13 protein-coding genes and 1 pseudogene are annotated in these 14,566 nt (G+C 46.2%); 10 read left to right on the top strand and 4 right to left on the bottom strand.

Going from position 1 to position 14,566, the window contains the following annotated elements; genetic code table 11:
• Positions 1–41 precede the first annotated feature (41 nt).
• Entirely contained in the window at positions 42–821 is a 780-nt protein-coding gene (locus tag MiSe_RS03355) for an FkbM family methyltransferase (protein WP_226574774.1), read from the top strand.
• 3 nt (positions 822–824) lie between these two features.
• Here the strand turns inward: MiSe_RS03355 and MiSe_RS03350 are convergent, their stop codons facing one another.
• On the bottom strand, positions 825–1,559 hold the full coding sequence (locus tag MiSe_RS03350; protein WP_226574772.1) for a phycocyanobilin:ferredoxin oxidoreductase: 735 nt from the start codon (positions 1,557–1,559) through the stop codon (positions 825–827).
• A 136-nt stretch (positions 1,560–1,695) separates the two neighbouring features.
• Here MiSe_RS03350 and MiSe_RS03345 point away from each other — a divergent pair, with 136 nt between their 5' ends.
• The 3 genes from MiSe_RS03345 (at position 1,696) to MiSe_RS03335 (ending at position 3,885) form a co-directional block, all read left to right on the top strand.
• Positions 1,696–2,151, top strand: coding sequence for a GIY-YIG nuclease family protein (locus tag MiSe_RS03345; protein ID WP_226574770.1), 456 nt, complete (start codon positions 1,696–1,698; stop codon positions 2,149–2,151).
• A gap of 173 nt (positions 2,152–2,324) precedes the next feature.
• Positions 2,325–3,665, top strand: coding sequence for a serine/threonine protein kinase (locus MiSe_RS03340; RefSeq protein WP_226574768.1), 1,341 nt, complete (start codon positions 2,325–2,327; stop codon positions 3,663–3,665).
• A 25-nt stretch (positions 3,666–3,690) separates the two neighbouring features.
• Positions 3,691–3,885, top strand: a complete 195-nt coding sequence (locus MiSe_RS03335) for a TatA/E family twin arginine-targeting protein translocase (protein ID WP_226574766.1) — start codon at positions 3,691–3,693, stop codon at positions 3,883–3,885.
• 712 nt (positions 3,886–4,597) lie between these two features.
• Here the strand turns inward: MiSe_RS03335 and ltrA are convergent.
• Positions 4,598–6,376 carry a group II intron reverse transcriptase/maturase gene (ltrA, locus tag MiSe_RS03330; protein ID WP_226574764.1) on the bottom strand — a complete coding sequence of 593 codons (1,779 nt, stop codon included), beginning with the start codon at positions 6,374–6,376 and terminating at the stop codon, positions 4,598–4,600.
• 773 nt (positions 6,377–7,149) lie between these two features.
• Between ltrA and MiSe_RS03325 the strand changes: the two genes are divergently transcribed.
• From MiSe_RS03325 to MiSe_RS52535, 3 genes and pseudogenes are all read left to right on the top strand, one after another.
• Positions 7,150–7,548, top strand: a complete 399-nt coding sequence (locus tag MiSe_RS03325) for a DUF4347 domain-containing protein (RefSeq protein WP_226574755.1) — start codon at positions 7,150–7,152, stop codon at positions 7,546–7,548.
• Between the two features lie 5 nt (positions 7,549–7,553).
• Positions 7,554–8,714: an RNA-guided endonuclease TnpB family protein gene (locus tag MiSe_RS03320; RefSeq protein WP_226574753.1), complete on the top strand. Its 1,161-nt coding sequence runs from the start codon at positions 7,554–7,556 to the stop codon at positions 8,712–8,714.
• Positions 8,715–8,756: 42 nt separating this feature from the next.
• Positions 8,757–8,840: pseudogene (locus MiSe_RS52535) on the top strand (hypothetical protein); the annotation flags it as partial.
• Between the two features lie 26 nt (positions 8,841–8,866).
• On the opposite strand, the gene MiSe_RS03310 reads toward MiSe_RS52535, so the two are convergent.
• Complete coding sequence (locus MiSe_RS03310) at positions 8,867–9,094, bottom strand: hypothetical protein (RefSeq protein WP_226574751.1); 228 nt, start codon at positions 9,092–9,094, stop codon at positions 8,867–8,869.
• Here MiSe_RS03310 and MiSe_RS03305 point away from each other — a divergent pair.
• The 3 genes from MiSe_RS03305 to MiSe_RS03295 all read left to right on the top strand — a co-directional run bounded on the left by MiSe_RS03305 (position 9,084) and on the right by MiSe_RS03295 (position 11,527).
• Complete coding sequence (locus MiSe_RS03305) at positions 9,084–9,998, top strand: calcium-binding protein (RefSeq protein ID WP_226574749.1); 915 nt, start codon at positions 9,084–9,086, stop codon at positions 9,996–9,998. The two genes, MiSe_RS03310 and MiSe_RS03305, sit on opposite strands and share 11 nt — an antisense overlap.
• 123 nt (positions 9,999–10,121) lie before the next feature.
• Positions 10,122–10,307, top strand: coding sequence for a twin-arginine translocase TatA/TatE family subunit (locus MiSe_RS03300; RefSeq protein WP_226574747.1), 186 nt, complete (start codon positions 10,122–10,124; stop codon positions 10,305–10,307).
• A gap of 551 nt (positions 10,308–10,858) precedes the next feature.
• On the top strand, positions 10,859–11,527 hold the full coding sequence (locus MiSe_RS03295; protein ID WP_226574746.1) for a sulfotransferase family protein: 669 nt from the start codon (positions 10,859–10,861) through the stop codon (positions 11,525–11,527).
• Positions 11,528–11,707: 180 nt separating this feature from the next.
• On the opposite strand, the gene cphA is transcribed toward MiSe_RS03295, so the two are convergent.
• Positions 11,708–14,392, bottom strand: a complete 2,685-nt coding sequence (cphA, locus tag MiSe_RS03290) for a cyanophycin synthetase (protein WP_226574743.1) — start codon at positions 14,390–14,392, stop codon at positions 11,708–11,710.
• Between the last annotated feature and the right edge of the window lie 174 nt (positions 14,393–14,566).

Genomic DNA, 14,566 nt, shown 5'->3' with positions numbered 1-14,566 from the left:
CAAAATAAAGCTGACCAGGCTAGGGAGTACTATAAACAATCGTGCTAAAGGAATACATAGCTCACCAACTGATTGGTACGCCATTCGAGTCCCCAGCTCGTCGCTTGCGCGAGTTGACCAAAATAGTGAACAAATTGAAGCATCCAGAGCTAAAGGAAATTTACGCAGAGTCGTCGCGAATCGATCTGCTGATGGAGCGAATCATCCAGGACTCGATGAATTGCATCGATATTGGATGTCACCTGGGGTCTGTGGTGCAACAGATGAAACGGCTATCGCCGCGAGGTCGCCACATAGCCATCGAGCCGGTTCCTTACAAAGCCAATTGGCTCAAGCGCAAGTTTCCTGACGTAGAGGTGATGCAATTAGCTCTGAGCGACAAGGAAGGCGAAGCAGAGTTTTTCCTACAGCCCGATCGGTCTGGCTTTAGCGGACTGCGGTTCCATGACTCCGGTACGGAGAAAGTGGAGCGCATCGTGGTTAAGTGCGAGCGGCTTGACGACCTAGTGCCACTTGACCGCCCGATTGGTTTGATCAAGGTTGATGTGGAAGGGGGCGAACTGCCTGTACTTCAGGGGGGTGAAGAACTGTTAAAACGTTCTCGTCCAGCGATACTGTTCGAGTGTAGCAAAACTGGATTGCAGGCATTTCAAATCGACCCCAAAGACATCTATGACTTTTTGGTAGATAGGCATGGGTACGCAGTGTTCCTGCTCAAGGACTGGCTTTTAGATGGAGAGCGGCTCATTTACGAAAAGTTTGTGCAAGCGATGCAGTACCCGTTTCAAGCGTTCAATTTCCTAGCCATGCCAAAAACCTAATGACTACACATAATCGAATAGAACCGTAGTCATGTAGCGTTCTGCCCAGTCAGTGCCAAAAGCTTTTTCCAGGACGCGGCGGGTTTTGTCGTTTTGCTGCTGTTTGGTGCAATAGTTGCGCTGTCCGGCAAGAATTTGCACCCGCTGTTCCCTGGGTACGGGTTGGGATGCGATCGCACAGAGACAGTGAATTTCCAAAAAACACTTGACACGAGCCAGAAACTGTGCTTCTTCCTCTGGACTACCCGGTCGTATAAAGATGCAAAATTCGGAAAAGATATCGCCCCAAGGGGGAAGATCGCGGGGTTGGGAGAATTGTGGGGCGCTTGTGGCGGCGAGGGCGTGGCGGTAACGATCGGGTAAAGTGAGATCTGGGTTAGTGGGAGAGAGATCGGCGATCGCAGCGCTAATTTGTCCTCTAGCGCCGACTAAATCGCAGCCAAACATCGGTAACGGGTATTCGGGGCGGGGAAACATGACGCAGTGCAAAATATCGAGCATTGAGCCGACTTTTGCCAATTCCAGGTGCATTTTGCGAAACTGGGGCGTTTGATAGCAGCGATTTTCGATCGTCAGTTTTTCCCCTTCCAGGCGTCCTTCCACATATCCCAAATCTTCTGGCAAGTGGTAAGGTGAAAGGTCAAGGTATTGTGACCAAGTGGACTCGATGCAGTCAGCCAGTTGACGAATCAGGGGGTGTTGTTGTTCGCGCAAAGAAGCGTTGGGGCTTTGTAACATTTTCTTAATAAATTTGACCGCTGTTTGGTTTATCAATAGACCTTGCTTCAGAATAAACCAAAACAGATATTGTAATTTAATTGGGACACAAATTTAATCCCCCCTTGGTAAGGGGGGTAGGGGGGATCGCCAAATCTTGTCGCGCAACAGAAAAATATCCCAAACAAAATCGCCAAATAGTTACGTTTACCTGATCCACGAGGTTGGAACAAACTATTACAAAATTGGGATAACAGTAAACCTGAACAAACGCATCTCGCAACTGCAAACAGGCTCGGCAAACCAGTTAAAATATTTGCACTATATTCAAATCAGCAATAGAAAGGAGGTAGAAAAGGCGCTGCATACAAAGTATAAAACCAGGCGAGTCAGAAGAAACGGCGAATGGTTTGAATTTTCTAATCAAGAAGTAAAATCAGTGATCGGGACGATGAACGCTTATAAACCGAAACTCACCAAAACCGAAACAGAATTACCCCAGTGGGTAGCGATCGCAGCGGCATTGATTATATCGCTGTTTTTGGTTGCAGTTTTTAACCACCATCAACAATGGCAACCTCAACAACCGAATCCCGTAGTGCCATCATGGTAAAAATTTGGCGCTGCTAAGAGCAACAGGACTGACGCAAACAAACCGGGTTTTTCGGAAAAATCGTCGCTTTATAACTAAAGATATATGCAGAAACCCGGTTTCTAAGATATTCGTGAGTAAGTCCCGATCGAGGATTTTCAAAAGATTGTTTTAAGATATATAAAAGCAAAAAAATGGAAATTAAAATATTAGGCGATCGCTACGATATAATCAAACAGCTAGGCAAAAAATCCGGACGCCGGACGCTGCTGGCGCGCGATCGCCGCACGCAAGAATTAGTTGTAATTAAGCTACTGTTTTTTGGCAGCGACTTTGAATGGGACGACCTCAAGTTATTTGAACGGGAAGCATCGATCTTACAAGCGCTATCTCATCCGGCGATTCCTCAATATCTAAATCATTTTGAAATCGATCTACCCCAAGGTAAAGGATTTGCCCTAGTCCAGAGTTACATCCAAGCCAAATCGTTAGAAGAACATCTCAAAAACGGACGGACTTTCAGGGAAGTAGAACTTAAGGAAGTTGCCAAAGCTTTACTAGAAATCTTAATTGATTTACACGGGCGTCAACCACCTGTAATTCACCGCGATATTAAACCCAGCAATATTTTACTAACCAACCGTTCTGCCCATAGCATCGGGCAAGTTTATTTAGTCGATTTTGGTTCCGTGCAAACCCTGGCAGCCAGGGAAGGTGGGACAATGACAGTAGTAGGAACCTATGGATATATGCCACCCGAACAATTTGGCGGACGTGGGGTTCCTGCTTCCGATCTTTATAGTTTAGGGGCGACATTAATTTATTTAGTCACGGGGACGCATCCAGCGGATTTACCCCAGCAAGAATTGCGAATTCAATTTGAGAAACTGTCTAATCTCAGTCCTAGCTTGAACCGCTGGTTAAAGCGGATGACGCACCCAAGTTTAGAACGGCGTTTCAGTTCCGCATTTGAGGCGCTGGAAGATTTACAACGCGAGTCTGCAACAGATATTGATGCTTTAGCAGTTACACAACCAGTAAAACGCAAATTTTTGGTAAAAAAAGATGAATATTCTATCGAAACGATCGCCCCGCCGACGGGATTTACCTTGCCAGTCGCCGCCATGTCTTTTGGATCGGTGAGTTTAATTTTTTGGCTGCTTTTAAATTTTAGCAATCCGGCTAATCCCATGACAGCTTTGCTATTTTTACCCTACTTAGTTCCTTTGGGTATCATGGGAGAGCGGATTTTATTTGCTTTTTTTGGACGATATCGATTGCGGATAGACTGGAGATCGATTGCTAAAACTTACGAATTGTTTGGCTTCAAGCGCAATTTATTTCGACCAGCGCGACGACGGGATATTACTAAAATTGAGTATATTCATTCTGCTTCCAGTCATCCTAAAATTGTCATATGGGCAGGAGGACAAAAGTACGAATTTGGGAGCGCGATCGCCAATGAAGCAGAACTAGAATGGCTAGCAAATGAACTCAGCGATTGGTTAGAATTACCTCTGACGCGAAACGAGTAGTTTAATAGATAACAGGAGACTGGATATGTTTGGCTTAGGATTACCGGAAATGGGTATTATTGTTGTAGTAGCACTACTAATATTTGGCCCGAAAAAGATTCCAGAAATGGGACGCGCCTTGGCTAAAACTTTGCGGGGTTTTAAAGAAGAGATGAGTAACCCGGAAAATGACAAAGATGCCAAAGTGGAAGAAACCACAGAAGACAAAACAAAAACATAGCATAGCTCACATCTTCCACCTTGAGGCACAGCCTCGGTTTTTCGGCAGCTACAAGTATAATGGATTCGTTGGCGGGCGCCAGATTTTTCCAGATATTTATGGCTGAAAAACTTTGGCATGTAAAGCTTTTGGGCATAGTTTTGACATCCTCCCCGCCGTGAAATGGAAGGGGATTTCTACTAGACCTCTCCAAAAAAGAATCTCAAAGACAGGCGGGACGCCTATCCCACAAGAGTTTTTGGAGAAATCTACTAACCCAAGTTGCTAGTTACATCCCTAGACAAAGAAACCCGGTTTCTCTGAAAAATCGTCTACTCATCACCTTTGTTTCTGACTGGGGTAAATCGGTAATTGTCAATAGTGCATCCCATTTTAATCCAATTACCAATTAGCTATTAGCCATTAGCACTGGCACAATTTATGACTAGCAACTTGAGTTACTAGAACAAACTTAATTGCTTGTGATTATGGTCGGTTGACGCTTCAGAGGGTGCTGCTACCTTAAGAGTAGTTTGGTAGGGTCGAGAGAATGTGTTACCACACTCTCCCTCCCATCCGAAACCGTGCTTGCGACTTTCACCGCACACGGCTACTCAATGTGTTTCCCGTTGTCAGAGGGACTTCCTTCTGACCGCTTGCTATTTCGACGTAATATTACCGGAACATCGTTGACCCACTCCCATTCATATTTATCCCATTGCTGGGCTAGTAATTAAAAATTTTTAGAGTGTTGTTTCTTCCGAATTTCTATTAGATCAATAGCGGTCTTTTCCTCGTGACAATGCCGATGTAATAGTTGTAGATTTTTATATTCATCCTTTCCGCCTAGAGCTTTAGGAATTTTGTGGTCTACTTCCCATACATCCCAATCTTGAAAGCTTAATCCGCACCAAGCACATTTACCCTTTTGTTGCTTTAACAACTTAGTCGTTCGACTCGACAATTCGGGGTGTGTCCCTAGTCTTGAACTCCAGTACACTAGGTCGCCGTCGAAAGGGCTTTTTTCGCCTTTAACCACGTATTCAGTGCTACTGCTGCCGAGTTCTGAATGCGTAAGTAACCTCAGGGGGTTCGCTGTTCCCTCCCTGGTTGCGAATACCCAGTTATTACTGCCTATGGTTGTCCAATAACGTTTATGTCCGTCATTGATGTTCCCACAACGGTATTTTGCCCATCTTCGAAGTTTCAAGTATGTGAGGTAGTCTTGTCTTGATAATTCTCCAGTGCTGGAAGCGTCGGAGTTTGAGTAGTAAGAAGTCCATCCCCTTATTACAGGGTTAAGGTCTTTGATTAAAGCCGATTGAGGCGATGACCTATGCTTTTTGATGATTCTTCCGATTTCCTCTTGATGTACCTTACTCGCCTTCTTCGTAGGGGTGATGAGAGTTTTGAAACCTAATATCCTACCTTGAGAATTCCTATTACTCCGGTATTTACCAGTAGGGTATTGCTGTATATGATGACCAAGAAAGTCAAAACCAGCATCCCCATCCTCGCTCCACTCAGGGTTGAGTGTGTGAGTTAGCCTCGTCTTCTCAGGTTTCAATTCTAAGCCAATGCCAGTCAACCATTCCGAGATTAAATCCCGACATCTTTGGACAACGGTTTTATCTTCATGTAATACAACAAAGTCATCTGCATATCTCACTATTGAGAGTGAGAATTTTTTATCCCTGGTGCATTGATTTCGCCCGTTTGGATACTTGATATCAAGTGACTCTGCCATCTCTTTGAGTTTTTCTTCTAAACCGTGAAGGGCTATATTAGCCAGTAGTGGAGAAATCACCCCGCCCTGTGGCGTACCAAGAGATGTAGCAGTAAAAGCCCCTTGGTCTATGACCCCAGATTTCAGCCAAGCTTTTATTTGTTGCCTGACTTTACCTCTGATGTTGAGTTTCTGGAGTAGGGCTAAATGGTCGATGCGGTCAAAACATTTGGCTATGTCTGCATCTAATACAAACTTCGCCTTCTGTTGTATGCAGCTTTTAATCTGTTTTATTGCATCTTGGCACGACCTCCCTGGTCTAAAACCATAGCTGTTAGGCTCAAAGTAAGCCTCCCATTCCGGCTCTAGGACAGCCTTGAATACAGCTTGTAAAGCTCTATCGTACATAGTGGGAATACCAAGCGGACGTTTTTCATTACTTCCTGGTTTCGGTATCCATACCCTTCTTGTGGGTTTGGATTTGCCAGTTAACCTTAAATCCTTCGCAAGTTTGATTCGTGCTTCTGGGGATAGGGATTTTACCCCATCCACTCCTGCCGTTTTCTTGCCTTGATTTTCCTGCGCGACCCGTCGTACTGATAGAACTCTATTAGACCAAGACCTCATCAGTGTTCTTTGGAGTTTGCGAACGAGTTTGACATTGCCACAACGGGAAGCAGCGTAGATGCGTTTTTGCAACTTGAAGACGTATCGTTCGACTTTGCGCCAATTGATTTCCTTCCATCCCTCAGTATTCAGTTGTGAATCTGATTTAGGCTTATACATTGCTACTTGTACCTCCAGCTTTATCACATTGCGATTCACGTCAGCATATCCAGGTAATTACACCATCCCTTTTTAGGCATTGCCTGTTTATTCAGGCTTGGCTTTTGCTTCTTGAACCATCCCGACCCAATGTGGCTTGTGGTTTGACTGCCTACCCTACTTATCGACCAAGTAGGGAGCATACATTGGGGTTACTTCGTTCCTACAACCTATTGTTTGAGCCTTTAGGATGTGTCTATCCATCGGGGTTATAAGTAGTGCGCTATCTCAGTACGTAGAACTTGATAGACCTTACCCTTGTTGGCTATTTCCAACCCAGGAGTTCCATTTCTGGATAAGCTTATTTCCCCTGGTGGAGGATTACGATGGCTCAGATGACACTTCGTTTGTTCTATCCATAGACTCTTGCTTGCAGTAGGTGTTTTCAGCTATTTCCACCTATTTCTGCTTTCACCCCCGCTTTACAGAGAAGGTTGTCAGTCTCCTTTGTAGGGGCAACCTATTTCTAGGTTGTTTGTGTGCTTTCAACCCCGCACTAGGGCAGTAGGGTTTGGTGTTTTCTGGATTGGGTTATGATGTCAGAATAGTCTTTTCATCTTTCCCTTTCTCCCCTAACTGTCTTAGCTTTGTTGCTTGGTTAGGTTTCCTCACCTACATAGGTTGTAAGTTGTCATCAGTAGAGGATTAAAGTGCGAACTCTATCCTGATGGATTACTCTACTGAAGCCTCCATCCTTGGATATTTCTACCCATTTCAGAAGAACGAATCGCACTATGCCTTCCTCCACGTCCGTTGTCAGAAAAACTATGCCATTCCAAAACCCTACTCTCGAAGCTCAAGCGAACCAAGAAAATGCGATCGCCTTCATCGACAGTTCCATACCAGATTGGCAAACCCTAGCAGCAGGAATCGCAGCGGGAACTCAAGTCTTCATCCTGGATGCAGCGCGAGATGGCGTCGAGCAAATTACCCAACTGCTTCAGACTCGCCAAAATATAGCAGCCCTACATATTATCTCCCACGGCACACCGGGTAGCCTGCAACTGGGCAATACTTGGCTGAATTTGGGGAATATAGAAACTTATCAAAAATTTGGGTTTAAAACCCCGTCGTTACACGACGGCTTGACAACCTTAACAGATAAACTTACCATAGTATTGTTAGTTTGGTAAGCAAAATGTTAAAAGCCTACAAGTACAGAATCTATCCGACTGGTGAGCAAGCAATATTGCTCACCAAGTCGTTTGGGTGTGTAGGCTGGTTTTACAATTATGCACTTAACCTCACTAGCGAAACTTACCAGTCTTCTGGTAAAGGATTGAGTCGTAATGACATCATCAACTTACTGCCATCTTTGAAAAGAGAGCGTGAGTGGTTAACTGAACCGCCGTCCCAGTGTTTGCAGCAAGTAGCATTAGACTTATCGAGTGCTTTCTTAAACTTCTTTGAAAAGCGGGCTAAGTACCCTTGTTTCAAGAAAAAGGGTCAAAAGCAGTCGCTCCGTTTCCCTCAAGGGATCAAACTAGATGGGGATTACTTAATTCTTCCCAAGTTAGGAAAGGTTTATTGCAAGGTATCTCGTTTGCCAGAGGGGCAACTCAAAGCGGTCACGGTATCATGTACCCCCGCAGGCGAATACTATGCGGCTTGCCTTTATGATGATGGCAAAAGTAAACCTGTTGGCTCGTCACAAGGCAAAGCTATTGGTATAGACATGGGAATCGAGCGCTATGCGATTACCTCTGATGGTACTAAGCATGGTAATCCCAAATATTACCGTAAATATGAAGTGAGGTTAACCAAGAGACAGAGAGCGCTCAGTCGCAAACAAAAAGGGTCTAACAACCGTAACAAGGCACGAATTAAAGTTGCCAAAGTTCATGGCAAAATCGCTAGATGTCGGGAAGATTTTCTCCACAAACTAAGTCGTAAATTAGTAGACGAAAACCAAGTCATAGTGGTAGAGAATCTAGCAGTTCGGAATCTGGTCAAAAATCACAAGCTAGCCAAATCAATTAGTGATGCAGGATGGGGGCAATTTTGCACCATGTTAAAGTACAAATCTGAATGGTCGGGAAAAACATATATTGAAGTAGATCGGTTCTTTCCCAGTTCCAAGACTTGTAACCACTGCTTGCATCAAGTGGAAAGTTTGAGTTTAGATATTCGTAGCTGGCAATGTCCTAAATGTCACACTCTCCACGATCGGGACATTAACGCTGCAAAATCTATCCGGGATGAAGGTTTACGGATCTTGGCGGGAGGGCATCTCGCTACTGCTTCCAGACAACGTGTAAGACCATCTAAAGGCACTGCTTTTAGAGGCAATGTTGGATGAAGGAAGAATCCTCGTCGTTCAACGGCGAGGAGTTGTCAAGACATCTTCATCACCAAATTAGACTCGGGGGGCAATTACGTCTGGGCTAAAAAACTGGGCGGCAATGGTGATGACCGTGGTAATAGGATCGCCATCGATAGTAGCGGCAACACCTACACCACAGGAAGTTTCCAAGTTACGGCAGACTTCGACCCCGGTGAGGGAGAAGCTAACCTGACTGCTGTTGGGTTTTTTGGGACTTCTGACATCTTCATTGTCAAACTGGGCGATGCCATCCCTACCGTCAGTCCTAAGTTACCGCCAGATCCAGATGGTTTCGGCGACAGCTTTGTGCGTCCTGATATTAACAATCTTCCGCTGTTAAATCCTGTGGATAACACCCAATTTGGCAGCGACAGTAACGATATCCTCATCGGTACTTCCGTTAACGATGCACTTGACGGTAAAGCTGGGGATGATTGGTTATTCGGTAAAGCAGCTAACGATAATTTATTCGGCGGTTTGGGTAGCGATACTCTGCGGGGCGGTCAAGGTAACGATTTTGTGCGGGGCGGTCAAGATAATGACTGGATTTTTGGCGATCGCGGCAACGATACTTTGCTTGGAGACAAGGGTAACGATACCATTTTTGGCGATAGCGATTTCGGTGGTAGCGATTTAATCTTTGGCGGTGGCGGTGATGACTTGCTTAACGGTAACGCTGGCAATGATACTATCTTCGCCGAAGACGGTAATGATACGCTACGCGGTGGTCAAAATGATGACATCGTATTTGGCGATGCTGGTAACGACCTACTCTTCGGCGATGTAGGTAATGACAGTCTGTGCGGTGGTGATGGAAATGACGCTATTTACGGAGGTAGAGATCGCGATGAACTATGCGGCGGTGCTGGCAATGACTTACTCTTTGGTAATGAACGAGAAGATAAGCTGAATGGGGAAGAAGGCGATGATACTCTCTACGGGGGTAAAGCTAATGACACTTTGATTGGTGGTGCAGGAAACGATGTTCTCAGCGGCGATGTAGGTAATGACCTGCTGTCAGGCGGTAGCGGCAACGACATTTTTGTCTTGACCAGTGGAAAAGGTAGCGATGTAGTTACTGATTTCCAAATTGGTCAAGATTTGATTGGTTTGGGTGGTGGTTTGAGTTTTGCACAGTTAGCGATCGCCCAAACCAACAACAATACTCTAATTAGCGCCAAAGATACTGGCGAACTGTTGGCTACTTTGAATGGGATACAGGCTAATCTGATTACGCAGCAGCTTTTTATATCGGTTTAACTACCAAAACAAAATAGGGGAGGCTATTACCTCCCCTATCTTGCAAGCTTCTAAAACGTTTTCTCATAGAAAACGGGTTTATTTGTTGAAAGTTGCCCTAAAAATAGATAAAAGGAGACTGATATGTTTGGATTAGGATTGCCTGAAATGGGAATTATTGCCGGAGTAGCACTTCTAATATTTTGCCCTCAGAAAATTCCAGAAATGGGACGCGCCTTGGCTAAAACTTTACGGGGTTTTAAAGAAGAGATGAATAACCCGGAAACAGAGAAAGATGCACCAGCGGAAGAAGTAAAAACTAAAGATTAGACCTGTCTTGAAAATAGCAGGTGAGATGGATTTTCATCCTTGGTTGCGAACGTAGTTCATGCAGCTCGATTCGTGACAGGTTAAGAAAGTGGAATGAATGTCAATGAGCGAATATACTCAAATTAATCGGGAATGATAATCAGAATCTCACCGGGTCGGGGAGAGGGGAAAGGCAATCGTTGATTGCCTTTCCCCTATGTCACGAATGGCCTCAACCTTATAACTAACGCAAGTTGCTAGTTATAAACTTTGGCGTTGCTAATTGCGAGCTTGCTAATATAGGATTTGTACTGACATTAGCCATTAGCCATTAGCCATTAGCTTCTATTCATGAGTTAACTAGCAACTTGAGTTATTTATCTATACTTAAGCTAGTGGGCTTTGGGAGCATGTCAACTTTGTAGGTTGGGCCCAGTGTACGAAACCCAAATTTAGCTTGGCTTGTTGGGTTTCACTTACGTTCAACCCAACCTACACAGAAGAGCTAATGGCTTTCCTGACATGCTGCCGTGGACTTTGGCCTTTAATGGAAGCAAAATATGGGGGAATTTATGGCAATTAAGGTTATTGGTGCAGGTTTCGCACGAACGGGAACGCTATCTCTCAAAACCGCTTTAGAAGAACTGGGCTTTTGTAAGTGCTACCACATGGTAGAATTCATGAGACACCCCTCTGATGTAACGTTTTGGGAGGATGCCAGTAATGGAAAACCTGTCAACTGGGATGCTTTGTTTGATGGCTACCAAGCAATAGTAGATTACCCAGGTTATCGTTACTATCGTCAACTGATGCAGCACTATCCTGATGCTAAAGTTGTGTTGAATATTCGAGATGTGGATAGTTGGCATGAGAGTACCTTGAACACCATCTATCAAGCAGCGCCAAAAGGTTGGCAGAAGTTAAAGATGACCTTATCGCTCCCGTTTTCTCCAAGGACGCGGAGTCTAGTTCGCATCTTCCGCATGGTGGATCAAGATGTTTGGCTGAAGGATTTTCAAGGGAAATTTGAGGATAAGCAATACGCTAAAGGGATTTTCAATCAACACATTGAAGAGGTAAAGCGTTTTGTTCCACCAGAGCGGCTGTTAGTTTACCAAGTGAAAGAGGGTTGGGAACCATTGTGTCGCTTCCTGGGTGTATCTGTTCCTAACAAGCCTTTTCCACATCTCAACGAACGCGCCAGCTTTCAACATCTGTCAAAACAGCTTTACTCACATTGAGGCTACTTTGCAGTTTAATACTTTGCATCCTTGTTATCATCGATTAGTTGTAGGATGGGCATTGTCTACCTTCATTATCGTTGCTGTCGTCGCTCGCGCACAATTCAACTACAAAGAATTTACCCCCAAACAAAATAGGGGAGGCTAATACCTCCCCTATCCTGCCAGCTTCTAAATCGCTTAAATCTGATTAGCCAGCGAAGATTTTACACTGTTGGTAACTTCCACCCCATTGACTTGCTGTACTTGTTCGGGGATGGGGCGACGCGCTTCGATTAATTCAATGGCGCGAGATACGGTTTCGGGTAAAATTACCACCAAACTATTGGGAGTGGCGCTATCTAAAGCTGTATTAATCGCCGTTGTTTCATCTAGAATCGATTCGTAGCGACAATCTGGCTTCGCTTGCCCAATTCCTTGGATAATTAACCCCGCTGCTGCACCGCGATCGCGTCCCCTGGTATCGTCATCTTCCTTGACAATAATTCGGTCAAAGATATTTGCCGAAAGTTTACCCAACGTCACAAAGTCTTCATCGCGGCGATCGCCCGGTCCACCTACCACGCCAATCCTTTCCCCAGGCCAATTCCGGATAAAATTGCCCAAAGCCTCGTAACTCGCCGGATTGTGGGCATAATCCACCAAAGCGTGATAGTTGCCTAAATTAAACAAATTCATCCTTCCCGGCGTTTGGCTAGCAGAAGCGCGGAATGTTGTCAAGCCCTTGCGGATATAATCTATTCCCACGCCTTGGACAAACGCCGCCAAGGAAGCCGCCAAGGCATTGGCAATCATAAACGGCGCTTTGCCTCCCATTGTCAGGGGTACGTTGATTGCTTGTTCGATTCGCAGCGTCCAATCCCCCTTTAATATCGATAAATACCCGTTTTCGTACATTGCCGCGACGCCGCTTTGCTGGGTGTGGGCTTTAACGATTTCATTTTCTGGGTTGAGGGAAAAGTAAGCGATTTGCGCCTTTGTCCGCTTCGCCATTTCCACGACTAAGGGGTCATCGGCGTTGAGGACGGCGTAGCCTTTGGGTAGAACTGCTTCCGCTACCACACTCTTGAGGTTGGCTAATTGATCTACGGTATCGATATCCCCAATTCCCAGGTGATCCGCCGCGACGTTCAACACCACCCCCACGTCCGAGGCGTCAAATCCCAACCCCGACCGCAGGATACCGCCCCGCGCCGCTTCCAGGACTGCCACTTCTACCGTGGGGTCGTAAAGCAGCATTTGGGCGCTTTGGGGGCCTGTATTATCGCCTTTTTCGACTAAATAATCGCCGATATAAGTGCCGTCGGTGGTGGTGTAGCCAACGGTCAACCCGGTTTGCTTGTAGATATGCGCCAGCAGTCGGGTTGTGGTGGTTTTGCCGTTAGTCCCGGTTACCGCCAAAATCGGAATGCGACTGGGGGTTCCGGGGGGGAATAACATATCCAGAACTGGGGCGGCGACGTTGCGGGGTAGCCCTTCGCTGGGAGAAACGTGCATCCGGAATCCTGGGGCGGCGTTGACTTCAACGATTACGCCTCCGGTTTCGCGCAATGGTTTGCTGATATCCGCCGTTACCACATCAATGCCTGCAATGTCAAGTCCGATGATTTTGGCCACCCGTTGGGCGATCCAGATATTTTCCGGATGGATATCGTCGGTGCGGTCTACGGCTATGCCTCCGGTACTGAGGTTTGCGGTGGCCCTCAAGTAACAAATTTGACCCGATTCCAGCACTGTATCGAGGGTATATCCTTGTTCTTTTAATAGATCCCAGGAAGTGCGGTCGAGTTCGATTTTTGTCAGGACGTTTTCGTGTCCCGTGCCGCGTCGGGGGTCGCGATTGGTTGCTTCGATTAATTCTGATACGGTTAATTTGCCATTGCCGACGACGTGGGCGGGGACTCGTTCCGCGACGGCGACGACCTTGCCGTTGACGACTAGGACTCGGTGGTCGCGTCCGGTGTAGTAGCGTTCTACAATCACTCCTTTAGATTCGCCTTTAGCGGCGTCGTAGGCGACTTCTGCTTGTTCCCAAGAATTGATGTTGAGGGTGATGCCCTTGCCGTGGTGACCGTCGAGGGGTTTGATCACGATGGGGTAGCCGCCGATATCTGCGATCGCATCCGCCAAATCATCCAGGTAATATACAACCGTGCCGCGCGGTACTGGCACTCCCCCATCGCGCAAAACTTGTTTCGTGCTTTCTTTATCGCAAGCCAACTCGACGCCCAAAATCCCGGTATACTCGCTCAAAGTAGCCTGGATGCGCTTGCTGTAAATTCCATAGCCGAATTGCACCAAGGCGCGGGCATTTAAATAGCGCCAGGGAATTCCCCGCGCTTCTGCTTCTTTAACAATAGTTTCTGTTGAAGGCCCCAAGGCTGAATCCGAACACATTTCCTTGAGGTCTTGCAAATCTTGGGCTAATTCTGCTTCAGGATAGCTGCCGGTATCGACGATACTCTGGCACAACCGCACCGCCGCCCTGGCTGCATAGCGCCCTGCTTGTTCGTCCAGGTACTCGATTACCACTTGGTAAATGCCTGGGGTAGCGGTTTCCCGCGTGCGTCCGAAGCCTACATTCATACCTGCGAGGGTTTGCAGTTCCAGGGCGACATGTTCCACAATGTGCCCCATATAAGTTCCCTCCCGCACTCGCTGAAGGAAACCGCCCCGACACCCAGGGGCGCAGAAATGCTCTTCCAAAGAGGGTAGCACCCGCAGCAAGCCTTCGTAAAAGCCGGAGATGCGATCTGATGGCTTGTCTGCCAAATCCTCCAAATCAAGACGCATGACCACCAGTTTGTGGCGTCGAATACTCCAATAGTTAGGACCGCGTAACGTCTGGATTTTCAGAATTTTCATAGTAATAGTCCGGGGATCTGTTGGCGACAAGCAAGGATTGAGGAGAACCCTATATATTTACACCTGGCCTCCTCATAAAACTGTTCATTACGAACATTTTTCCGGTGAAATTGGGGTTTAAAAACGCAAGACTCGTGGCAACGCATGGCAAAAATACTCTATCGAGAAAACCAT

The sequence above is a fragment of the Microseira wollei NIES-4236 genome (assembly GCF_020521235.1).
GTDB classification, from domain to species: Bacteria; Cyanobacteriota; Cyanobacteriia; order Cyanobacteriales; family Aerosakkonemataceae; genus Microseira; species Microseira wollei.
The sequence above is the reverse complement of the archived record's forward strand: the minus strand, read 5'-3'. Positions and strand labels throughout refer to the sequence as shown.